The organism is Bifidobacterium sp. wkB338, from assembly GCF_003688325.1.
In the GTDB taxonomy this organism is placed as follows: domain Bacteria; phylum Actinomycetota; class Actinomycetes; order Actinomycetales; family Bifidobacteriaceae; genus Bombiscardovia; species Bombiscardovia polysaccharolytica.
Window position 1 is genome coordinate 117,558 of sequence record NZ_NPOR01000024.1, and the last position, 23,162, is coordinate 140,719.

General features: G+C 61.8%; 14 protein-coding genes and 1 other RNA gene. 4 read left to right on the forward strand and 11 right to left on the reverse strand.

The window, feature by feature from the left end; all coding sequences use genetic code 11:
* Positions 1-4: 4 nt before the first annotated feature.
* The 4 genes from CI603_RS05540 to CI603_RS05555 form a co-directional block, all read right to left on the reverse strand.
* A complete protein-coding gene (locus CI603_RS05540; RefSeq protein WP_121913347.1) occupies positions 5-4,903 on the reverse strand; it encodes an ATP-dependent helicase in 4,899 nt (1,632 codons plus the stop codon).
* A gap of 48 nt (positions 4,904-4,951) precedes the next feature.
* Positions 4,952-7,366 carry a type IIA DNA topoisomerase subunit B gene (locus CI603_RS05545; RefSeq protein ID WP_121913348.1) on the reverse strand — a complete coding sequence of 805 codons (2,415 nt, stop codon included), beginning with the start codon at positions 7,364-7,366 and terminating at the stop codon, positions 4,952-4,954.
* Between the two features lie 130 nt (positions 7,367-7,496).
* Positions 7,497-8,918: an RNA polymerase sigma factor gene (locus CI603_RS05550; protein ID WP_183122258.1), complete on the reverse strand. Its 1,422-nt coding sequence runs from the start codon at positions 8,916-8,918 to the stop codon at positions 7,497-7,499.
* 113 nt (positions 8,919-9,031) lie between these two features.
* Positions 9,032-9,637 (reverse strand): DUF4192 family protein, encoded by a 606-nt coding sequence (locus CI603_RS05555; RefSeq protein ID WP_183122259.1) that lies wholly within the window; start codon positions 9,635-9,637, stop codon positions 9,032-9,034.
* Between the two features lie 191 nt (positions 9,638-9,828).
* Between CI603_RS05555 and CI603_RS05560 the strand changes: the two genes are divergently transcribed.
* Positions 9,829-11,064, forward strand: a complete 1,236-nt coding sequence (locus CI603_RS05560; RefSeq protein ID WP_121913351.1) for a polyprenyl synthetase family protein — start codon at positions 9,829-9,831, stop codon at positions 11,062-11,064.
* Complete coding sequence (locus CI603_RS05565; protein WP_121913352.1) at positions 11,057-13,306, forward strand: protein kinase domain-containing protein; 2,250 nt, start codon at positions 11,057-11,059, stop codon at positions 13,304-13,306. The genes CI603_RS05560 and CI603_RS05565 overlap by 8 nt, the downstream gene beginning before the upstream one ends.
* Before the next feature lie 25 nt (positions 13,307-13,331).
* Here CI603_RS05565 and CI603_RS05570 read toward each other — a convergent pair whose 3' ends face one another.
* The gene (locus tag CI603_RS05570; RefSeq protein ID WP_046322784.1) at positions 13,332-14,021 is read right to left on the reverse strand and encodes a 1-acyl-sn-glycerol-3-phosphate acyltransferase; all 690 of its coding nucleotides are present in this window, start codon (positions 14,019-14,021) and stop codon (positions 13,332-13,334) included.
* Positions 14,022-14,069: 48 nt separating this feature from the next.
* Between CI603_RS05570 and CI603_RS05575 the strand changes: the two genes are divergently transcribed.
* Positions 14,070-14,615, forward strand: coding sequence for a hypothetical protein (locus tag CI603_RS05575; protein ID WP_121913353.1), 546 nt, complete (start codon positions 14,070-14,072; stop codon positions 14,613-14,615).
* Positions 14,616-14,711: 96 nt separating this feature from the next.
* Here CI603_RS05575 and trpD read toward each other — a convergent pair whose 3' ends face one another.
* The 3 genes from trpD to hpf all read right to left on the reverse strand — a co-directional run bounded on the left by trpD (position 14,712) and on the right by hpf (position 19,897).
* Entirely contained in the window at positions 14,712-15,812 is a 1,101-nt protein-coding gene (gene trpD, locus CI603_RS05580; protein ID WP_121913354.1) for an anthranilate phosphoribosyltransferase, read from the reverse strand.
* A 230-nt stretch (positions 15,813-16,042) separates the two neighbouring features.
* On the reverse strand, positions 16,043-18,997 hold the full coding sequence (gene secA, locus CI603_RS05585; RefSeq protein WP_121913355.1) for a preprotein translocase subunit SecA: 2,955 nt from the start codon (positions 18,995-18,997) through the stop codon (positions 16,043-16,045).
* Positions 18,998-19,222: 225 nt separating this feature from the next.
* Complete coding sequence (gene hpf, locus CI603_RS05590) at positions 19,223-19,897, reverse strand: ribosome hibernation-promoting factor, HPF/YfiA family (RefSeq protein ID WP_121913356.1); 675 nt, start codon at positions 19,895-19,897, stop codon at positions 19,223-19,225.
* A 177-nt stretch (positions 19,898-20,074) separates the two neighbouring features.
* Between hpf and rnpB the strand changes: the two genes are divergently transcribed.
* An RNA gene (rnpB, locus tag CI603_RS05595) (RNase P RNA component class A) lies at positions 20,075-20,452 on the forward strand.
* A gap of 36 nt (positions 20,453-20,488) precedes the next feature.
* On the opposite strand, the gene CI603_RS05600 is transcribed toward rnpB, so the two are convergent.
* From CI603_RS05600 to CI603_RS05610, 3 genes are all read right to left on the reverse strand, one after another.
* The gene (locus CI603_RS05600) at positions 20,489-21,334 is read right to left on the reverse strand and encodes a regulatory protein RecX (RefSeq protein WP_183122260.1); all 846 of its coding nucleotides are present in this window, start codon (positions 21,332-21,334) and stop codon (positions 20,489-20,491) included.
* Between the two features lie 166 nt (positions 21,335-21,500).
* Positions 21,501-22,655 carry a recombinase RecA gene (gene recA / locus CI603_RS05605; RefSeq protein ID WP_121913358.1) on the reverse strand — a complete coding sequence of 385 codons (1,155 nt, stop codon included), beginning with the start codon at positions 22,653-22,655 and terminating at the stop codon, positions 21,501-21,503.
* Positions 22,656-22,883: 228 nt separating this feature from the next.
* Complete coding sequence (locus CI603_RS05610) at positions 22,884-23,117, reverse strand: DUF3046 domain-containing protein (protein ID WP_024627845.1); 234 nt, start codon at positions 23,115-23,117, stop codon at positions 22,884-22,886.
* Between the last annotated feature and the right edge of the window lie 45 nt (positions 23,118-23,162).

The window sequence follows — 23,162 nt, forward strand, 5'->3', positions numbered from 1 at the left end:
AGGCTCAGTAGAGGGCCATGCCGCCCGGCCCGGCCGTGAATCCGGCAGCGGACATGGCCATGCCCACCGGTTCGCGCATAGTCAGGGGTCGGCCATTGGCATCACTGAAGAGAATGCGTCCCTGCCCACCCCGCCTCAGCCATGAGGCCAGCTGGGCGAAGGCGCTCTCCAGCAATCCACGGTCCGGCTTACCGAAGACCAGCAGATGATGACCCTTGGGTGCCGCATAGACCAGGGCACGGCCTCGGTTCTGCACCATGACGTTCCCCATGCGCCGAATGGGCCGACCGCTGCCATCCCCTGTTGTGGTTGGCCAGGCAAGAGCCGTGCCATAGAGGTTGGCAGGATCGGTCACATCCATGACCACGGGTTCAGGTGGCCGTTGCCCGGAATCATCGTTATCGCGCTCATCCTCTTGGAAACCTCTGAGCTGGTCGATCACCTCCCGGGGGGCGAACTGGGCGCCGCCGAAACCGTCAACGATGACTCCCCGCGTCAGCTGGCCGGCCTCCTCCATGCGTCTGCAGACCTGATAGAGGGCCGAGAATCCGCCAGGGAGGGACCGCACTTCAGACAGTACCGGAGCCAGGAGCCCATAACGGTCCAGGATGGCTTGCTCCTCGTGGACCAGGCGGACTGTCCGCTGCCGGTCATCGTCCTGGCTACCTCTGAGCTCGTCGCTTGAATCAGCCTTGCGAGTCCCTGACGCACCTCCCGCTGTTCCGCGCTCATCCGCAACCAGAGTCCAAAACCCCTCTGCAGCGGCTGACAGCGCTGATGAGCCGGTTGTCTGCGTCAAGGCCGAACGACCCAAGGGCCTGCCTCGTCCACGCAATCCATGGGGCAAACGGCGGGTCCTACCTGAGGTCTGTGGGCCTGACCCTTGGACAAGGCGCCGTACTGGAGCCAAGGAGGCGTTGGTGACCATTCCACGCCTGACCAGCCACCAGAGCGACCTGGCCAGAGCCTCCTGGTCGGGGGCCTCAGAATCAGTGGAATCAATGTCACTCCTGCCCCGGCCGGCGCAGGCTCGCAGAAGCCGATCGAAGCGGTAGGCTCCGCCATCAGCCAGAACACCCAGCAAGGCCTCTTCCAGATCGCCCACGTTGCTCGAGTTGTCGGCCTCATCCGTGACTGGTAAAGAACCGGCAGCTTGTGCTGGCAGCTCCTCATCTAGGTCCTCGGCCAGATAAAAGGTCATGGCGCCCAGAGGCCCCTCGCCCTGTTCGGAACCCACCCAGACCACCTGGCCCGCGGCCAGCAGATCGTCCATCAATGCGGGACCATAATCACGCACCCTGGCCGGGAAGATGGCCGATTCCCAGAGCGCAGGCGGAAGAGCCAGCCCTTCCAGTTGCCCGACTACCTCCAGCAGCCCCTCAGTGCCCATCAGGGGTTCCTGACCGAGGGGGGCCAGACCCTGCCGATGAAGAAGAAAGTCGCTGTAAACATGGCCGGGAACGGGGCTGGCGGCCTTGCTCGCCTTGGCCAGGGACCTCGAGCGCAGCCGACGGAAGACCTCGGGATCCAGCCATCCTCGACGGGGTTCGCCTCCCTCCCATCCGGGCTCACCATAGGCACTCAGGTCAGGACGGGGGAAGACCCCGGTCATGAGTAGCTCGCGTGCGACCATGGAACGCAGTCTGTCCTCCAAGAGGGCACTGCCCAGGCCCAGGTGGCCAGCCAGGTCCTCGGTGGTGAACGGCCCATGGACTGCAGCGTATTGCCTGACCAGCTGGTCGAAGGCCTCGCCGTCTGATTCCTTTGTTGGCTGAGGGGATGGCTGGATGCCTGGGCCCAGGACCGCCGTAAGCCGCCCCGCCTGACCAGCCCATACCCAGCAGTCGCGAGCGCCTAGCCTGATCTGTACCACCCTGTGCTGGGCCTTCAGCTCTTCCAAAATGACACGAACCTGTGCCTCCGTCGCCGGTTCGTCCTCCTGCCCGTGCATGCGCCGGCGAATCCCCGCCAAATCCATGGGGCCCAGGATGCGCAGCAGGTCGGCCAGTCCTTCGGCCCCCTTGGCCCGGGTCCTGGGCGAAAGCCGCTGCAAATCAGCGGTCACCTGGTCTACTGTCTCCTGGTCCAGAAGGTCAGCCATGTCCACCTGGCCGACCATCTGCTCCAGCAGGTCGGAGTCGATGGCCAGCATGGCGGCATCGCGCTCGGCCTTGGGCATGTCGTACTGGTACATGAAGGTACCCAGGTAACCGAAGAGCAGCCCTGAGGCCATGGGCGAGGGGGCCTTGGTAGAGGCCGGGACCAGACGGACGCTCCCCTGCTCCAGGTCGGCCATCAGCTCGCGCAGGGCAGGCATGTCGTAGACGTCCTGCAGGCACTCGCGCATGGTCTCCAGGACCAGGGGGAAGTCATCCTCCTTCAGGGCTGCATCCAGCAGACGGGAGGCCCGTAGACGCTGCTGCCAGAGCGGAACCCTGCGGCCGGGCTCCATCCTGGGCATGTAGAGCGAGCGGGCTGCGCACTGGCGGAAGCGGGCTTGGAAGAGCGCAGAGCCAACCAGATGCCGTCGAACCTCGCGTTCCACCTGATCGGGGGTGAATCCGAATATTCGCTGATCTTCCAGGAAGGCATCCGTGTCTGGAATCTGCACGACAATGCCGTCCTCGCCTGCCCAGACGGATCCGTCGTAGCCGCGCTCGCGGGAGAGCCGTGCGGTGATGGCCAGGGCCCAGGGCTCGTTGACCCTGCGGCCGTATGGCGAATGGAGGACCAGCCTCAGGTCGCCCTCCTCGTTGGGGCAACGCTCGACCACCAGATGCCGGTCGTCGGGCACCTGGCCCGTAGAGGCCTGCTGCTCGGCCAGAAAGGCGGCCAAATTGTTGATAGCAGGACGGTCCAGGCCGTCTTCCAACAGACGAGAACAGACAGCTTGAGTGAAGCCCGGCCGACCGGAGGCGGTCTGGACCGCCGGTATCAGACCCTGGGACAGTTCCCTGGCAAGCTTGCCGAGGCGACGGCCGAAGGCAGGGTCACGTCCAGTGCCTTCACCATGCCAGAAGGGCAGTCTGGCCGAGCGTCCCGGAGCGGGTACCACCACCACACGATCGCGGGTGATCTGCTGGATCCTCCAAGAGGTGGTGCCCAGGGTGATCACGTCTCCCTTTCGGGACTCATAGACCATCTCCTCGTCCAGCTCTCCTACTCGACGGGGTTTGCCGCCAGCGGCCTCTGAAGGCATGACCACACTGTAGGAGCCACGGTCGGGAATGGTGCCTCCGGAGGTAACCGCCAGGCGTTGCGCGCCGGGGCGGGCTGTCAATGTGCCGGCCTGGTGATCCCAGACCAGGATAGGGCGGAAGGCGGTGAAGTCCTGGGAGGTGTAGGCGCCGCTGAGCATGCCCAGCACCGCCCGATAGACTTGCTGGTCCAAGTGGGCGAAGGGTGCAGCCCGTCTGACTGTGGCAAGCCAGTCCTGCTCCTTGAGTGGCCCCATGGCAGCTGCGGCCACCGTCTGCTGAGCCAGAACATCCAAAGGACTGCTGGGCATGATGGTGGGTTCGATATCGGCTTGGACCATGCTTTCCATGCTGGCCGTACACTCCAGGATCTGCTCGCGGGTCAGGGGGAAAAGCCTGGCTTGCGACACCCGTCCCACTTGATGGTCGGCCCGACCCACCCTCTGCAGCCCCGAGGCGGTCGACAGCGGGGCATTGACCTGGATGACCAGATCGACCGAGCCCATATCGATGCCCAGCTCCAGGCTGGAGGTGGCTACCACGCACCGGAGCCTGCCTGCCTTGAGGTCGTCCTCAACCTGGCGGCGGCGCTCCTTGGACACCGAACCATGGTGGGCCATGGCAATGGGTTGGTCGACACTCAGGCCGGAAGTCCTATCGGAAGTGGACCCGGTGGCCGAATCGTAATGGGCGGGCTCCCTGGTCTGCCCAGCCCTGCCGGTGGACTCGACTGTTTCATGGGATAAACCTGGCTGGTCGTGATTCGTGGCCTGCAGATCTGACTGGTGCAGGTCGTTCAGCCGGGCGGTCAGGCGCTCGGCAAGACCTCGGGAGTTGACGAAGACCAGGGTGGTGTGGTGGGACAGGACCTGGTCCAGAATGGCCCGCTCGACGGCAGGCCAGATGGATCCGCTTCTTTGGTCGCCATCCTGCCCATCCTGGCCCGATTGGCCGGGCGGCGCAGCCAGATCGCCCATGTCCTCCAGGGGTTCGATAAGCCGCAGGTCCATGGCTGTGGACGATTTGGGCTGAATCAGGCTGACGGGACGGCTGCCTCCCAGAAAACGGGCCACTTGCTCGGGCGGCCGGACCGTAGCCGACAGGCCTATCCGCTGTACTGGCCGTCCAACCAGGTCGTCCAGCCGCTCCAGGCTCAGCGCCAGATGGGCCCCGCGCTTGTTGCCCGCCAAAACGTGGATTTCGTCCACAATAACGGTCTGGACATTCTTCAGCGTGCTGGCCGTCTTTGAGGTCAGCATCAGATAGAGCGATTCGGGGGTGGTGACCAGAATATCCGGAGGATGAGCAGCCAGAGCCCTACGGCCGCGGGCATCGGTGTCCCCCGTGCGGATGCCCGTCCGGACCTTGGGCGCTTTTCGTCCCTGTCGTGCAAAGCGCTCGGCGATGCCGTCCAGCGGATCCTGCAGGTTGCGGGCCACGTCCGTCCCCAGGGCCTTCATGGGCGAGACGTAGAGCACGGCGACACCTGGTTCCCGAGAGCGCCGAGGCCTGGTCACGAGCTCGTCAATGGCCCAAAGAAAGGCAGCCAGAGTTTTGCCTGAACCGGTGGGCGAAATGATCAGCGCATTGCCGCCCGAACGGATGGCCGGCCAGGCTTGTACCTGGGTCGGCGTGGGACCTTCGGGAAAGGCCTGACGGAACCAGTCCGCCGTCTGCGGGGAGAAATTACCCAAGGGATCGTTCATATGTGTCACGTTCCTCTCCCCGTCCTTTTGGACATTCCTGAAGGTCAATCAGGTATCGATCTTGCTCCGGTCGAAGTCGTCGGCATTGTCCACGATGAACTGCTTGCGGGGCGGTACGTCGTCGCCCATGAGCAGGGGGAAGATTCCGGCCGCCTGAGCGGCATCCTCCATGCGGATACGGCGTAGCATGCGGGTCCTGGGGTCCATGGTGGTGTCAGCCAGCTGGTCGGCATCCATCTCACCCAGACCCTTGTAGCGCTGCACATCGGGATTGTAGTCGATGTGCTTGGCCTGTAGGTCGGCCAGCTTGCCTTCCAGCTCATCGTCCGAATAGGTGTAGATGAACTTCCCCTTGTTCTTGCCTGCAAGAGCGATTCGATGCAGGGGCGGCACGGCTGCGTAGACCCGCCCGTTCTCGATCAGGGGCCGCATGTAACGGTAGAAGAGGGTCAGCAACAGGATGCGAATGTGCGCGCCGTCAACATCGGCGTCGGTCATCATGATGACCTTGTTGTAGCGGGCCTGGTCGATGTCGAAGCTGGCTCCCGAGCCAGCTCCGACCACCTGGATAATGGAGGCGCACTCCTTGTTGGTCAGCATCTGTGACAGGGAGGCCTTCTGCACGTTGAGGATTTTGCCGCGGATGGGCAGCAGGGCCTGGAACATGGAGTTTCGGGCGGCCTTGGCCGTACCCAGGGCGGAGTCGCCCTCGACGATGAACAACTCAGCGATGTCGTCGTTGCCAGGCATGGAATCCGAGAGCTTGGAGGGCATGGAAGCTGACTCCAGGGCGTTCTTGCGCCTGGTGACCTCCTTGGTCTTGCGTGCCTGGATGCGGGCGTGCATCTCACCGACAATCTTCTCCAGTACTTGGCCGGACTGCTCCTTGAAGCCGCGCTTGGAGCCACTGATCATCTGGCCGAACTGATCGTCGGTCATTCGAGTGACGATGGGTTTGACCTGGGCTGTACCCAGCACATCCTTGGTCTGGCCCTGGAACTGCGGCTCGGCGATGCGTACCGTGACCACGGCCACCAGCCCAGCCAAGACATCGTCGCGCTCCACCTTAGTGTGAGAGTCCTTGAGGTTGACCTTGAGGCGGCGGGCGTTGGCCTCCACGGCCTTGCGCACCTGACGGGTCACGGCGTTCATGAACCCGTCAACGTGCATGCCTCCGCCGGGTGTCTCCACCACATTGACGAAGCTGCGGACGACTGAATCGTAGTCATTGACCCAGCGCAGGGCGATATCCACCCCGCAGACACGTTCCACCTGCTCGGCATGCAGCTCGCCGTCCGAACCCACTCGCTGGGTCTCCTCCTGGTAGGTGTCCTGCCCACTGATCCGCCAGATGTCGCTGACCGGCTCACCCTTGGACAGGAAGTCAACAAAGTCCGTCACCCCACCGGTGTGAAGGAACTCCTCCACCCGCTGATGGCCGGACTCGTCCTCCGGCTGGAGCATGAGCCGGTCGGCCCGCTCAGTGGCCGAAAGATTGGCGTCATCCCTCTCATGATCCGATTCGTCGGAATCAGAGCCATCTGAATGTCCGACCGAGGTTAGTGCAGCATCTGCCTGCGTGTCCTCGGCACGTTCGTCTCCGGCACCTTTTTCAGAGATGTCGCCGCTGGCAGGCGACTCACGAAGGTTCTCATGAATGTCCTGATCGTCCTGGACCGGAGCGGGGTCGCCGTCAACCTCAAGGCGCAGGTCCTGTTCGGCGCTTCCTGTGGCCGGAATGCGGTCGTCAATCACGGTGATCTTGAGGCCGGGCACCAGGAAGCTGGTCTGACGCACCCGGTCAATCAGCTGGGCGTAGCTGAACCGGGCCGTGGGGTTGAAGATTTCTGGGTCAGCCCAGTAACGCACCCTGGTGCCGGTACGGGACTTGGGCACGCTGCCCACTACCTCCAGGGGCGTAGGCCGGTTCTTCCTGGTGCGTTTAAAGGGCGAGTCAGGCGATGGATGCTCCGAATCTGGGTCCTGATAGGTGCCAGGATGACCCTGGTGGAACCGCATCCGATGGGTCTTGCCATCCCTGTCCACCTCCACATCCAGTCGGGAGCTCAGGGCGTTGACCACCGAAGAGCCCACTCCGTGCAGGCCGCCAACAGCCGTGTATGAAGAGTTACCGAACTTGGCGCCGGCGTGGAGCTTGGTCAGGACCACCTCCACGCCGGTCAGCCCTGTCCGAGGTTCAATATCGACAGGGATGCCTCGGCCGTTGTCGTCAACCTCGATAGAGCCGTCCCGGTGCAGGATGACCTTGATGTGGTCGCACTGGCCGGCCAGGGCCTCGTCCACGGCATTGTCGATGATCTCCCAAAGGCAATGCATAAGCCCCTGGCTGTCCGTGGTCCCGATGTACATGCCTGGACGCTTGCGCACTGCATCCAAACCATCCAGGACCGTCAGACTGCCGGCACCATAGGACTTTCCCTTATCAGGCTTTTTCGCCACCATTTACCTCGCCGTTCACCTCATGGCGCCCAGGAGGATACAGCTCCTCACATGGGCCGTCGCTTACGCACCGATGACCATTTCTAGCAAGGAGGCCTCGACAGTGTCAGAGTCTCCCCACCGGGCGTAGAGGTCACTGATCCAGGAAGTCCCGCAGGGTCTGCGAGCGCGAAGGATGCCGCAGCTTGGACATGGTCTTGGACTCGATCTGGCGGATGCGCTCACGGGTGACCCCGTAGACACGGCCGATGTCGTCCAGGGTCTTGGGCTGCCCATCCTCCAGGCCATAGCGCATTTTAATGACGCCGGCCTCGCGGGGGCTCAGGGTCTCAAGAACCTGCTGGAACTGTTCCTGCAGCAGAGAGAAGGCCACAGCATCCGATGGGGCGATGGCATCGGTGTCCTCGATCAGATCACCGAACTCCGAGTCGCCGTCCTCACCCAGAGGGGTGTGCAGGGAGATGGGCTCACGCCCATACTTCTGGACTTCCTGAACCTTCTCGACAGGCATGTCCAGCTCCCGCGCAAGCTCGTCGGGGGTGGGCTCGCGGCCCAGGTCCTGCAACATCTGTCGCTGGACGCGGGAAAGCTTGTTGATGACTTCGACCATGTGGACGGGCACGCGGATGGTTCGGGCCTGGTCGGCCATAGCACGGGTGATGGCCTGGCGGATCCACCAGGTGGCGTATGTGGAGAACTTGTAGCCCTTGGTGTAATCGAACTTCTCCACAGCGCGAATCAGACCCAGGTTGCCCTCCTGGATCAGGTCCAGGAAGAGCATGCCCCTGCCGGTGTAGCGCTTGGCCAGGGAGACCACCAGTCGCAGATTGGCCTCCAGCAGATGATCCTTGGCCTTCTTCCCGTCATTGGCAGCCCACTTGAGCTCGCGGCGGCGCTTGAAGTCCATGCCTTCGCCCTCGGTGTCCAGCAGATGCTGGGCATAGAGGCCGGCCTCGATACGCTCCGAAAGGTCCACCTCCTGCTCGGCGTTCAGCAGACTGACGCGGCCGATCTGCTTGAGGTAGTCCTTGACAGGATCGGCAGTGGCGCCAGCGGTGACCACACGACGCTTGGGGTTGCCTGAGGGGGTGACATTCTCGTCGTCATCAGAATCGTCGACAACGAAGGCACCCTTGACCTTGGCAGCGAGGGCATGAGCGGCCTTGCGGTCCTCCTCGGCCTCATCCTCGACCTGAGAGGCCTCATCCTCCTCCTGATCGTCCTCGTCTGGCTCGTCCTCCAGCTGATCCTCGCCCTTGTCCAGCTGGTCGTCCTCCTCCTGGTCCTCTAGCAGGTCCTCGTCGGGCTCTTGCTCCTCCTGCTGCAAGATGGGCTCCTCTTCGACCTTCTTCGTGGTCTTGGAGGCCGGGCGGTGGTTCGTCTTGGTAGCCGAAGTGCCGGCAGTGGCGGTCTTGCGGGCTGTGGTCTTGCGGGACGCCTTGCTGCTGGTCTTGGACCTGGTGGCGGTCTTGGTCTTGCCGGCGGTTGAACTGGTCCGGCCCTTTCCGGTATCCACTGTGGCTGTCTTGGCTGACTTGGTGTCCTTCGTGGCCAAATTCTCCTCCTGGATCATCCCACCCGCCGACACTGCTTTTAAGGCACAGCTATGGCAAGGTCAAATCGTAGACTCACTAAGTGAACCACCCTAGGGGGACGATTATTCCCGATTCAGCCCGATTGCCTCCAAGCTGGGTCGATACTGCGGCCGATCAGTGCTAGAACGATGGCGGCCAAGCTGCATGAGCGGTCGTCGTCCAGGGCTCCCTCAGCAAGACTGGACGCCCGGGATCCCCCACTCCACCAGTCGACATAGGCCGCGACCGCCAGGGGCTGGGACCGGAACCCCGGCGGAACCTTATCCGCCATGGCCTCAAGCATGGCCAGTCCAGCCTGACAACGGGGTTGGTCCGGCCGTGTCGCAGGATCCTTGAAGACCGCATCCAGAATGCTGCAGAGCGCCGTCACGTTGGATGGATCGTTGGGACGAACACACAGGTCCAGCAACCGATCCCTGTGCAGACCAGGCTCAGGCGCCAGGATGGACAGAATAAGCCCGTCGCGTATGGCCAGGGTCTCCTTGATGGCCACAGCCAGACGGTCAGCTGTATCGGAGTCCAAAGGCGGGTACGGCTGCTGCCCTTTCAAGCCGGCAGTCCAGTCTGTCAAGGGTTGCCGGAGCCATCGCCTGTCAGCATCTTCCACACCCCATCGTCGTCGGCCCTCTCGGTAGTTCTCAACAAGTTTTGTCATGCCGTCTTCATGCATGTCACTCATACAGTCATCGCCTCCCATCCGCTCCCGGTCTGTGGTCCGGGGAGCCTTGGCACCATCCTGAACCAGTTGGGACCGTTGGGAAGACCACAGCCGATCATGTGGTCAAGTGGGGTCACCCATCCACCATGTTCCTTGCAACCATGGGCCGTGCAGCCCGCCCGCTGGGCAGATATACAGATAGGCTCTAAGACATGAAGAGCGTGACAGCAGCACGGGTCGAACAGCGTATGGAGGAACTGCTCCAGCGCCATTTCGACCACCTGACTGCTACAGGGCCCGGACCGGACCATCCCCTAGATCAGGACCCCTCCCAAGAGGCTTTGCAGGCGGTCATTCTCCAGGCAATCGAGGCTGGACGAGGCGGCAAGCGGCTGCGTGCCCTGCTGCTCTGCGACGTCTGGAGGGCTCTGGAATCCGAGCAGAATCCAGACCGTGAACAGGCGGTAGTGGACCTTGCCTGTGCCCTGGAGGTCTACCAGACTAGCGCCCTGGTCCACGACGACATCATTGATGGCTCCCCCCGTCGCCGGGGCCGCCCTGCCGCACATCTGGCTCTGAGCCGGTCGGCTGCCGGAAACAATCCAAACGACCGGGCCCCCGCCCGACCTGATGCTCGCGGCACTGGCTTGGGCATCCTCCTTGGCGACCTGCTGGCATCGCTGAGCACGGCCCTGGCCCTCCAGACGGCTGCCGACCTGCCTCAGGGGCCGGCCATCGGCAGGGTCTTCCAAGCTATACAGACAGCTGTGGTCACCGGACAAGTCCTGGACATGGGGATGGAAGAGGCTTCCTTGGACGATCCGGATCGTCTGCGCAGCCAGGCCATGCACACCATGGCATGGAAGACCGCCTCCTACACCACCATGGCCCCCCTGGCTCTGGGGTTGCTAGCTGCCGGAACGGACCTGGAAGAGCATAAAGAGTCAGTGCACGCCCTAGGCCTGGATCTGGGACTAGCCTTCCAACTGGCGGACGATCTGCTGGATGTGGCAGGTGACGACCACCACACCGGCAAACCCGTGGGGGGCGATATCCGCGAGGGCAAGCGGACCGTCCTCCTGGCAGACACTCTGGCCATGGCCAATCCTGACCAGGCCAAGGAGGTTCGCCGTCTCTACAATTCCCCCTCCCAACGCCGCAAGGATGCCCAGGTGAATATGGTCCGTGACCTGATGCAGTCCTGCGGTGCCGTAGAGGCCAGTCGTCGACGCATAGCCGACCTGTCCGTCCGAGCCCAGGCCCGAGCCCAGGCCCTGGGCGATGACCTGCACCTGTCTGCCAGGGGCCGAACCATCTTCCTGAAGGCCTGCCGCCGCTTCCTGCCGCTTGCCACCACCGCCGGGTATCATGAACGTGTATCTTCCATTGATGCCGAGGCCGGTCAGGCCTCCGAGGTGCAGAGGGCCGGACAAGACGAGCATGAGTGAAGCGGACGAGAGGACAAGCGACCGGATCATAGACGGGCGCTACCGCATTCTGCGCGAGATTGCGCAAGGTGGCATGGCCACGGTCTACGAGGCTCTGGATTTGCGGCTGTCCAGGCATGTGGCGGTCAAGATCATGCACACCATGCTGGCTCAGGGGCCGCACAGGGCCCAGTTCGAGGAGCGTTTCCGCCGGGAGGCCAGGTCTGCGGCCGCCATCGCCAACCCCCACATTGTCCAGGTTTACGATACAGGCGTCGACCAAGGGCTGGACTACCTGGTCATGGAGTATGTCCACGGAATAAGCCTGCGGAGGGACATGGCCCGTCAGGGCGTCTATCCCCTGAAGGAGACCCTGCGCATCATGGGCGAAATCCTGGACGGCCTGGCCTCTGCCCACCGAGCCGGCGTCATCCATCGCGACATCAAGCCGGAAAACATCCTCATCAACGACCGCGGCCATGTGGAGATCACCGACTTCGGCCTGGCCCGCGCCGCCGCTCAAGCCACTCTGTCCTCGACAGGCATGCTCATGGGCACGGCCGCCTACCTGGCCCCCGAAACCATTGAGAACAATGAGGCCTCCCCCCAGAGCGACCTCTACGCCGTGGGCATCATCGCCTACGAGATGTTGACCGGCACGGTCCCCTTCGCCAGTGACAATCCGGTAACCATCGTCTTCAAGCACGTCCACGAGGATGTCCCCTCCCTGGCCAGGGTCTGCCCGGGAATCGACCCATCAGTAGCCGCCCTGGTTTCCGGACTGACCGACCGCTCCCCCGAAAATCGCCCAGACAACGCAGGCAAGGCCCTGGAAAGCCTGAGAAAGGTGGTCAGGGGACTAGACCGGCAAGCCATGGACTACATGTTGCCTGCAACAGCCACAACGGCCGTAGCAGACGCAGCAAGCGGAGAGCCCGAACTCGCCATCGCCGGAACCCCTGGACACGACCCTGAGATGCCCGAATCGCCAACTCAAAGAGCTACGGCACCCGGTGATGATGCCGAAGATGCAGCCACACAGACCATTGCTGCAGCAACCGACCCGGAGGGTTCAGACACGGTCCTGGCTGTGCCCGCCCCGCCCGAAACCGATGCGGACGCAGCGACCAGACGCTATCGGCTCAACGACGTGGACACTCCCTCCCGGGCCGAAACTACAACCGTTCTACAGCCTCAGGACCCGACGACTTCCCCCGCTGATGTGGCGGCTGTCCCGGCTTCTGTCCAGACCATGCAGCAAGGCGCTGAAGCAGCGAAACCCAAGCACCGGCATCGGGGCTTGATCATCGTGCTGGTGATTCTGCTGGTACTGGCCCTGGCCGGAGGCGGCGGAGGCGCCTGGTGGTATTACCTGGGTCCGGGCAGTTATTACGCACTGCCCAAACCGGATGACATCTCCTGCTCCGAAAATCAGGAGTGTAAGGTACTTGGCGCCGACTACGCCAAGTACACCCGCACGCTCAAGGTCGCAGGCATTAAGGTCTATACCGACTATGACTTCAGCGATCAAGTGCCCAAAGGGGCCATCATGGCTGCGGATCCCGATGCGGTCGGGGCCCATATCAGCAAACGTGGCGGTCGCCTCAACCTGACCGTCTCCAAAGGGGTTCGCCAGGCTACAGTGCCCAAGGACATCCTGATGCCAGACACCTCCAACGGCAAGGACCCCATCCAAGCCCTGAAGGCGGCTGGGTTCGACAAGATCGTCCGTGACTCATCCAAGGACCAGTACTCCATGGATATACCCGAGGGAGCGGCGATTTCAGTGGACCCGGCCCCAGGGACCAAAACCCGGCACGATGCCAAGGTCAGCCTGGTTCTATCCAAGGGTCGGATGCCCGTGGCCATGCCCGACATCATCGGCAAGGCCAGGGACGATGCCAAGGCGGCTCTGGAAGCCCTCCGACTCAAAGTCAACTACAGCGAGGACTGGTCAGACACGGTACCCCGCAACCAGGTGATTTCCGCCTCCCACCAGGCCCAGGAACAGCTTCACTGGGGCGATGCGGTCAACGTAGTGATCTCCAAGGGGCCGCAGTCCATCACCATGCCCGATGTAAAGGGCAAGAGCCAGGACGAGGCCACCCAGATCCTGCAGAGATACGGACTCAAAGTCAACATCTCCGCACCGCTGGGCAACCTGACCCATACGGTGCGAATTCAGGATCCCAACCCCGGCACCCGAGTCAAGGTGGTCAATGATGACGGCTCACCAGCCGTCGTGACTCTGACTGTGGTCTGACTACGCTATTCCCTGCAGTCCGTTGTCAGCCCAGTTCTTCTTTGCTCTCATGCGCCTTGATGACCTGAGCATACACATCCACGTAGCGCTGCCCGCTCATCTCCTCGATCTCCTGCATGATCCTGTCGGTCAGGTTGCGGATCTCCTCGTGGGTGAGGCTGTTGACAGGCACGTAGGGCACAGTAATGGGCTTGCCGAAGATGACCTTGGTCTTGCCGCGATGCGGAAGCACATGGCCGGGTTCCTGAAGCTGCCGAGTACCGATGATTGCGGTGGGCACTACTGTCGTTCCAGTCTCGAAGGCAAGCCGCGCCGCCCCGGTGTGCCCACGGTAGAGCCTGCCGTCAGGGCTTCGCGTACCCTCTGGATGGATGCCGAAGATATGTCCGTGTTCAAGGATGGAACGTGCGGTTTCCATGGCTCCCAGTGACTTGGAGCCGCCCGACCTGTCGACGGGGAAGACTCCGACCGAGCTGAACCACCACTTCTTGAATTTGCCCTTTATTCCCTTGCCGTTGAAGTACTCGGCCTTGCCCATGAAGTGAATCATCCGCGGGCAGGTGATGGGTAGAAGGGCATCGTCGATGACGGCCAGATGATTGGAAGCGATGATGGCAGCCCCCTGCTTGGGAATGTTCCCCGTGCCTTCAACGGTCGGTTTGAACCAGGTACGCGCCAACGGACCGAGCAATTTGACGAAGAACCAGTACAGCACAGAGACTCCTTGGTAGCGAATGCGTGCGGCCGAGGTTACGATGGTTCTATGACCGAGCACAAGCATAACGACGCCGGGAATCAGTATAACAGCGAGGCGGGAACCGGGTCCTCACAGGGGAACGATGAGTGGATGGACTTTCTGAACTCGCACGCTGACGAGCTAGGTTCCCTGGAATCGTCCAAGACGGCCAAGGAATTCGAAAAGAAAGCTCGGAAGTCCGAGAAGAAGGCGGCGCTGAGGGCCGAGGACTTGAAGCGCGATTCCTTCGTCGGCGGCTCCGGGCCTCGCGATTTCCAAGGCAGGAGCTGGCTGGACACCGACGAGGTCATGGACCAGTCGTCGAACTTTGTGCCGCCTAACCCTGACCTGAGCGACCTTGGCAAAAGGCGGATGGCCTTTATCATCATGACGGTGCTGGGCCTGGTCTGCTTCTTCCTGACCATCCTGATCCCCCGCTGGTCCGGCTTGACCGGCCTGCTGGCGGGCCTGCTCCTGCTGATAGGCATCGCAGGATTGATCATCGACCGGAAGAACTTCCGCGATGCCTCAAGCGGCCTCTTCGATGATGACGAACGACACTACCGGCGATGAAGCTGTGAGCCGCCATATATAAGCCGCCAATACGTTCGGGCCTCGCTGGCAGAAGCATCAGCCAGCGAGGCCCGAACAGTTGTGGCAACTGTGAACCTACACCAAGATCGGGCGACGTGCCCGTTCCTCTTGCTGGCAGCGGGTCTGCGCCTCCTGGGCTCCGTGAATCCAGGCGGCTAGCAGGTCGGCGGCCCTGCCCTGGTCCACAACCTCCGTAGCCAGTTGGTAGGCCTGAGCAAACCGGACACTCAGATCGGCTTCGGGATCAGCTTCGATCTGTGTGCCGTCAGCTACGATGGCCGACGCTGCATTGAGCAGGGCTGTTGAACGGGAGGGAATCGACTTTCCAGCCAGGAAGTCCCTGACGACACTGGCATTGAAAGCTGGATCGCCACCGCGTAAATCATCCAGATCGACCGGATCAATACCTAGCTCACGAGTCGGGTCGAAAGACCGCTCCTCCACCTTGCCCTGGTGGATCTCCCAAATGGAAACCGGGCCGGTCGGGGCCATCTCGTCAAGGCCTTCGACCGAGGTGTAGACCATGCCCTCCTGACCGCGTGAGGCGTAAACCTGGGCCATCATGGGGCTCAGCTGACGCTGGGCGCATCCAATGGCCACATAGCGCGGGTTAACCGGGTTGGTCAGGGGTCCCAGCAGGTTGAAGACGGTCGGAATGCCCAGCGACGAGCGGACAGGTCCTGCAAAGCGCATGGCAGGGTGGAAGGTCTTGGCAAAGACGAAGGTGATGCCATAGCGGTCAGCCATGGCGGCCACCTCCTTGGGCGGCAGATCCAGCGGAAGACCCAGCTGTTCCAGACAGTCGGCGGTGCCGCTCTTGCTGGATGCAGCCCTGTTGCCGTGCTTGACGATCCTGACCCCTGCTGCCGCAGCCACGATGGCGCCCATGGTCGACAGGTTGACTGTTGCAGCCCCGTCGCCGCCAGTGCCGACGATGTCGGTCACGTCACCATTGACCTTCAGCGGCACCGCATGACCCACCATGGCCTTGGCAGCCCCTTCGACCTCCGGACTGGTCAGACCCAGAGTGGACTGCATGGACAGGGCGGCCCCCACCTGCACCGGGTCGGCATTTCCGTCCATCAGGTCGTTCATGCACCACTCGGCCTCATCCGCGCTCAGGTGTCGACCGGACACCAAGGAGTTCAGGACGGATTTCCAACTAAGTGGCCGCATGATGACTCTTTTCCTTCGAAGAAGCGGGGCTGGATGCCCCGCTGTTTGCTCTAGGTTTACTGCCCTGCCCCTCCCTGACACAAGGCCATCCCACATTTCGGTCACTTGTCTACCAATATATGGAAGCACCTAATCTAATATATGGAAACGGCCACCGCCCTAATGAGCGATGGCCGTCGAGTAAATCAGCAACCCTGCCTAGGCAGTCCGCTGCAGATTATGCATACGTGTCATTTCTTCTCGTTCTGGCCGTGGCACATCTTGTACTTGCGTCCAGAGCCGCAGGGGCAAGGGGCGTTTCGAGGCGTGCCTGGGAAGGTACGGCCATCGGCCCAGGGCGAGTGATCTTCCATGGCCTTAGGCCTCTTATTGGCAGGAACCTTGCCCTCAGCATGACTGATGGGCGCAGGTCCGACCGGAGCCGGAGCGCTAGCGTCATCAGCCTCGCTCGCTTCAGCGATATCCTCGGAAGAGTCTTTATCGGAATCCTCTTCCGAATCCTCCTGGACGCTGCCAGCAGGAGCACCTTCGTCACGCTCCTCGGCAGTCTCGTCGATGTCAGTGGTCTCGTCCTCGGCATCAGGCTCTTCAGGCGCCTGATATTTGACCGGCTCGGACTGGCTCTCCTCATTCTCCTTGCGCTCCTCGCGGGCCCGCCGCTCGTTTTCCTGGCTGGCCGCGATCTGCTTGAGGTCCACGTTGAAGAGCAGCTGCACAGTCTGCTCCTTAATGGCATCGATCATGGAGTTGTACATCTGGTAGCCCTCACGCTGGTACTCGACCAGAGGATCACGCTGACCCATGCCGCGCAGGCCGATGCCGTCCTTCAAGTAGTCCATCTCGTAGAGATGCTCACGCCACTTGCTGTCCAGGACGGAGAGGACCACCTGGCGCTCCAGCTGCCTGGAGCCCTTCTCGCCCAGCTCATCCTCACGCTCCTGGTAGATGGAATCGGCATCCTCCACGACCTTGTCAGCCAGGGCTTTGACGGCCTTGTCCCCTTTTAGATCCTCCAAGGAGTCCATGGTCTCATCCTGATCAAGACTGATCGGATACACGGAGGCCAGCGCCTTCCAAAGCCCGTCGGCATCCCAGTCTTTTGGCTTGTCCGAACCGTTCTGAGCCCCGCGGATATATGAGGTCACGGTCTCTCGGATGAAGCGGAGGATGTCCTCATGAATGTCCTCACCCTTGAGCACGGCCTGACGCTCGCCATAGATGACCTGACGTTGCTTGTTCATCACGTCGTCGTACTTGAGCACGTTCTTGCGAATCTCGTAGTTGCGGGATTCAACGGACTTCTGTGCATTGCGCACACCTTTGGAGACACTCTTGGTGCCAATGGGTTGACCTTCGGGCAGACTCTTGGAGGACATCATTCGGGCCACCAGCTGGGTGTTGAACAGGCGCATCAGGTCATCCTCCAAGCTCAGATAGAACCTGGACTCACCGGGGTCGCCTTGACGGCCGGAACGGCCGCGCAGCTGGTTGTCGATTCGGCGGGACTCGTGCCGCTCGGTGCCCAGCACATAGAGGCCACCCAGCTTGACGACCTCCTCGTGCTCGTCCTTGACCTGCTCCTTAACGGAGTCCAGCATCTTGGGCCAGCGCTTCTCATACTCCTCTGGTGTGTCGTCTGGCGAGTAGCCCTGCTCCTTGAGCTTCTGATCGGCAAGGAACTCCACATTGCCGCCCAACATGATATCGGTGCCGCGTCCAGCCATGTTGGTGGCCACGGTCACGGCCCCCTTGCGCCCTGCGACTGCCACAACCGCAGCCTCACGCGCATGCTGCTTGGCGTTGAGGACCTGATGGTCGATGCCGGCCACGTCCAGCAGGGAGGAGACCACCTCGGAGGACTCCACGGATGCGGTGCCCAGCAGAATCGGCTGGCCCTTTGCATGCCGTTTGGCAACATCGCGGACGATGGCGGCCAGCTTCTCCTTCTTGGAGCGATAGATCAGATCGTCCTGATCCTTGCGGATCATGGGCTTGTTGGTGGGAATGGGCAACACACCCAGCTTGTAGGTATTCATGAACTCGGCGGCCTCGGTCTCTGCCGTGCCGGTCATGCCCGCCAGCTTGTCGTACATACGGAAGTAGTTCTGCAGGGTGATGGTGGCGAAGGTCTGGTTCTCGGCCTTGACCTCCACACCCTCTTTGGCCTCGATGGCCTGGTGGAGACCCTCGTTGTAGCGGCGTCCCTTGAGCAAACGGCCGGTGTGCTCGTCCACGATCAGGACTTCGCCGTTCTGGACGACATAGTCGCGGTCGCGCAGGAAGAGCTCCTTGGCCTTGATGGCGTTGTTCAGGTACCCGATCAGAGCGGTGTTAGCGGGCTCATAGAGGTTGTCGATGCCCAGGTAGTCCTCCACCTTGGTGATGCCGGGATCCAGGATGCCGACGACTTTCTTCTTCTCGTCGACCTCGTAGTCCTCATCCCTGGTGAGCTTGGGGACCAGCTTGGCGAACTGCCGATACCATCGGGTCACGTCGCCTTCGGCCGGGCCGGAAATAATCAGAGGAGTTCGTGCCTCGTCGATCAGGATGGAGTCCACCTCGTCCACGATGGCGAAGTGGTGTCCGCGCTGAACCAGCTCGTCCTTGTCCCAGGCCATGTTGTCGCGCAGGTAGTCGAAGCCGAATTCGTTGTTGGTGCCGTAGGTGATATCCGCTTGGTATTGCTTGCGGCGCTCGGCGGGGCGCTGGTCGGTGATGATGCAGCCCACGCTCATGCCCAGGAAGCGGAAGATGCGCCCCATAAGCTCGCTCTGGTAGGAGGCCAGGTAGTCGTTGACCGTAACCACATGCACGCCCTTGCCCTCCAGGGCATTCAGATAACTGGGCAAGGTAGCCACCAAGGTCTTGCCTTCTCCGGTCTTCATCTCGGCTATGTTGCCCCAGTGCAGGGCCGCTCCACCCATCAGCTGGACATCGAAATGCCGCTGGCCCAGGGTGCGCTTGGAAACCTCGCGTACCGTGGCGAAGGCTTCGGGCATTAGGGAATCGAGGGATTCGCCGTTCTCCAATCGCTGCTTGAACTTAGGCGTCTGCGCCTTGAGCTCCTCATCACTCATGGCCGAGATCTGATCCTCGAAGGCGTTCGTCGCCTTGGCCACCCCCTGAAGCTTGCGAATCTGACGACCCTCGCCCATACGGAGGACCTTGTCCAAGACTGCTACCACGTTGCGCTCCCTACCGTTTCTTTATGGCCTTCACACGCCCTCAGCTGGCGTAGGCCCAGACCTTGATTATCTTACGCGAATGCACCGATTTTCTCGAAACCGATTGTTCCACAAACCCAGCTTCGGCCTTAGCAGCTGGACCGGGCATTGAAGAAGGGCCATTCTCCGGTGGTCAGACAACCTGCCGCCGGGGAATCGCCCCACAGTTCAATATCCGTTCTTCGGTTACTGCTTCCGGCTTACATGCTCAGGCGTATCGATCTCGAAGACGCCATAGCTCCATCCGTGCCGACGGTAAACCACCGATGGCCGCTTAGTCTCCTTGTTGACAAAGAGGAAGAAGTCGTGGCCGATCAGCTCCATCTCATATAGGGCCTCATCGATACTCATGGGCTCCGCGATGTGCAGCTTGCGACGAATGACGATAGGGGTGTCCCCCACCTGCACTTCGACTGACTGGCCCGGCGCCAGGTCCGAGGCCACGGCGCTCTGGGCGCTGTTGTCGGGATTGGACTCCTGGCCCTGCTCTCCCTGATCGCCTGCCTGATTATCCACGGGCAGATCGACGGGCAGGGGCGGATGCTCCAGTCCCCGGCGGTGATCCTTGCGGCGGTCGCGGACTCGCCGCAGACGCTGGGTCAGTTTGTCCAAAGCCATGTCCAGCGCGCTGAACTCGTCGGCGCTGGAGGCCTCGGCGCGAATCACGGTCTTGCCGGCCTGGACAGTGAGCTCCACCCTTTTGGCGCTGTCAGCCTGGCGGGGATTGCCTTCATGTGTCAGAACGACCTGGATGCGCTGGGCATCGGGGGCGATGGCCGTCACCCTGTTCATCTTGCTGTCCACAACATCGCGGAACCGTTGCTTGATTTGGGTATGTCGACCGGTAATGACGATCTCCATGGGAATCTCCTTGCACTCGTGAGCGGACGAACCGCTGGTGCGATGGCGGACTTGGTCACCATCGACTGTGCTTCCGATTGTATCCGAAGAGCAAGGCTGACTCACTGATTGAGCTTGAGGCCACAGCGGAATCATCACCACTGGTACGGTCGTTCAGTTCCGCTATGCTGTATCCCCGAGACCTCTCGGATGGCCGCGGCCCCTCCTCTTGGGAAGGGTTGAGGAACTTCCGGGCTCCATAGAGCACGATGGCGGATAACGTCCGCCCAGGGCGACCTGAGAGATAGCGCAACAGAGAACAGACCGCTCGTCCTGTAAAGACGGGTAAGGGTGAAACGGCGGTGTAAGAGACCACCGGGTCGACGGTAACGCCGACCGCATGGCAAGCCTCATCGGGAGCAAGGCCAAGCAGAAGGCATTCAGGGGTTGCTCGTCCCGCCTTCGGGTAGGCCGCTAGAGCCTGGCGGCAACGTCAGGTCGAGATGGATGGCCATCCGTCGTCCGGATTTCTATCCGGTCGATGACAGAACCCGGGGTATATGAGAGGTCTCATCTTCTCTTCTACTGTGTGGTGCTTTGGCAGCAATCAGCTCAATCAAGAGGGTCGTCAGAAGCGAAAAGGTCTGCTGCGACCTGGTTGAGGAGGTCGGGACTGTGGCCCTTGCGGGATCCAGCACTCCAGAATCGCCGTTTGCGTACCTTGAGATCGAGTCCGGCTGTCTTGCGGGCCACCTTGCGACCGAGCTCATAGGCTGAGTCGACGAAGAGTCCCTCACGAGAGGCCTGGGCCACCACCTGCGCAGCCAGTCCTGAATCCAGACCCTTGCGGGTCATCTCCGAGAGCACGCCCCGCTCCCCCAGTGTTCGATGCAGGCAGGAACGCAGAAGATCCTGGGCATAGGCCTGGTCATTCACAAGACCCAGTCTGGTCAACCGGTCGATCACCTGATTGATCACGTTCGTGTCGAACCCCTTGTCGGCCAGACGACGGGCCAGGGCTCCGCTTGAACGGGCCGCCGCATCCAGCAAAGTCAGGGCAGCCTCCCTGCAAACATCTGCGTCATCCGCATCTGCTCGTGGGACTGCAGGCGCGGAACCTCCGCCAAAGCCGCCAGCACGTGGGTGACGGCCACGACGGCGGGCCTTTCTGTCAAAACCCCGGGAAGAACAGTGCCCCCGGGAAGTATGGTGACCTGCCAGTGATTCGTCAGACATATCAGTATTGGCAGCACTGTCAATATCTTCCAGACTCCCTCCAAATCGAGCGCCATGCTCCAGCCCCAGGGCAGCGGCTTGCACTGGGCTGCTGTCTTCCTTGTAGCTGTCATTCTTCTGGCTAGCAACGGGGCGAACATCCGCAGTGGGCAGGGAATTTACGGTATGCGGAAAGCCTGAGTCAGACCGCGAATCAGTAGCGAAATCTGGGACTGTTCCCATACCCGCCACACCTACTGAATCTGCCGAGCCAGGCGCACCTGCGGAGTCTGCTTGGAACCGGTCCGGTCGAGAATCCCGCGGCTCTGTGCTGGAGTCGGCAGAATCCTCGGCCTGAACCAGTCGGACAGGATTTTCCTTGAGGAAGTCCTCAGCCGAGATCATCGGGTCATGCAGCCTGGGCAGTAGGCACAGTGCCGTTGACGTCGACAGGAGCTGAGTCGTCTTCCTTGCTGCCTTGGTCGGCATCAGCCTGATCGTCGTTGTTATCCTCGGAGGGAGCAGGGATAAGGCCGAAGGCAACCTTGACCTTATCCTCAATCTCCTTAGTCAAGCCAGGGTTGTCCTTGAGGAACTGACGGACGTTCTCCCTGCCCTGACCAAGCTGATCGCCCTCGTAAGTGAACCAGGACCCCGACTTCTTGACAATATTGGTCTGCAAGGCCATATCCAGAACCGAACCCTCCTTGGAGATGCCCTCTCCGTAGAGGATGTCGAATTCGGCCACCTTGAAAGGCGGAGCCATCTTGTTCTTGACCACCTTGACCTTGGTGCGGTTGCCCACCGCCTCGTCGCCGTTCTTCAGAGTCTGGATACGGCGGATGTCCAGGCGGACCGAGGCATAGAACTTCAGGGCCTTGCCGCCAGTGGTAGTCTCCGGGCTGCCGAAGAAGACGCCGATCTTCTCCCTGAGCTGGTTGATGAAAATGGCCGTAGTGTTGGCCTGAGACAGGGCGCCGGTCATCTTGCGCAGGGCCTGGCTCATCAGCCTGGCCTGCAAACCCACATGGCTGTCGCCCATGTCGCCCTCAATCTCGGCCTTGGGCACCAGGGCAGCCACCGAGTCAATGACGATAACGTCCAAGGCGCCCGAACGAATCAACATGTCGGCAATCTCCAGCGCCTGCTCGCCGTTGTCTGGCTGGGAGACGATCAAAGAGTCCGTGTCCACACCCAGCTTCTTGGCGTACTCGGGATCCAAAGCGTGCTCGGCATCGATGAAGGCAGCCACTCCACCGCCAGCCTGCGCATTGGCCACCGCATGCAGGGCCAGGGTGGTCTTGCCCGAGGACTCAGGACCGTAGATCTCGACGATGCGGCCGCGGGGCAGTCCACCGATGCCCAGGGCCATGTCCAAAGCCAGGGACCCGGTGGGGATGACCTCCACGTCCTGGGCAGGCTTATCACCCAGGCGCATGGCCGAACCCTTGCCGAAGCTCTTTTCCACCTGCGCGAGGGCCGTGTTCAAGGCTGCCTGGCGACGGGGGTCGATCCCGCTCCCCTCTTCCTTCTTCGCCTTGCCACTGTTGCTCTGACGTGCCATATGGCTCTCCTTCTTCGTAACCGACCTCACGATGACGACATCCTGATTGACAACCTCACGATTGACAGCCTATCCGTCGTCGGAACCCGTCTGCAGTCCCGGCGCCCGATGTGGTCGAACGTGCCGATGGTCACCGGACCATGGGTATCAGTATACCCGACCATGCGAACAAATGTTCGAAAATCGCCTGGAGTAGGAAATAAATTCGCGGAGGTTAAAACCCGCTGATCAGGCTGCCGGCAAGGGCGGCGCATTGTGGTCCTTCCCCCAGCGGCGGGAGTCTGGGATCTCCATCTGATCGCAGAGCACGTTCCAAACTACGCGCGGCTCCACGCCTGCATCCAGGGCCTCTATAACGGTCATGGCATCCAAGGCGGTCAGCCTTTGGTCGCGGGCCAGACTGCGTCCGTAGACCCGGCCAAAGACCTCCTCCAGCAGTTGCCAGAATTCCCGTTCACGCACCCGATATCACCTTTCGTCCAAGGCCCACCTTGTCACACCCCTTCT